This window comes from Seonamhaeicola marinus (assembly GCF_008085455.1).
Window position 1 is genome coordinate 1 of sequence record NZ_VSDQ01000560.1, and the last position, 326, is coordinate 326.

1 protein-coding gene is annotated in these 326 nt (G+C 36.5%); it reads left to right on the forward strand.

What is annotated here, in order from left to right; translation table 11 throughout:
* The coding region (locus tag FUA24_RS08270; RefSeq protein WP_449441424.1) for a homocitrate synthase/isopropylmalate synthase family protein at positions 1-326 on the forward strand (326 nt) is incomplete at both ends.

The window sequence follows — 326 nt, forward strand, 5'->3', positions numbered from 1 at the left end:
AATTAACGGCGCCAGACAAATTGAGTGTACAATTAACGGTATTGGTGAACGCGCAGGAAACACCGCTTTAGAAGAAGTAGTAATGATTTTAAGACAACACCCTTACTTAAATCTTGATACAAACATAAAATCTGAAATGCTTTACGGTTTAAGCCAATTAGTTTCAGATAGCATGGGTATTTACACACAGCCAAATAAAGCTATTGTTGGTGCCAATGCATTTGCACACAGTTCTGGCATACACCAAGACGGTGTAATTAAAAACCGTGAAACTTATGAAATTATAGACCCAAAAGATGTTGGTGTAACAGAATCTGCTATTGTAT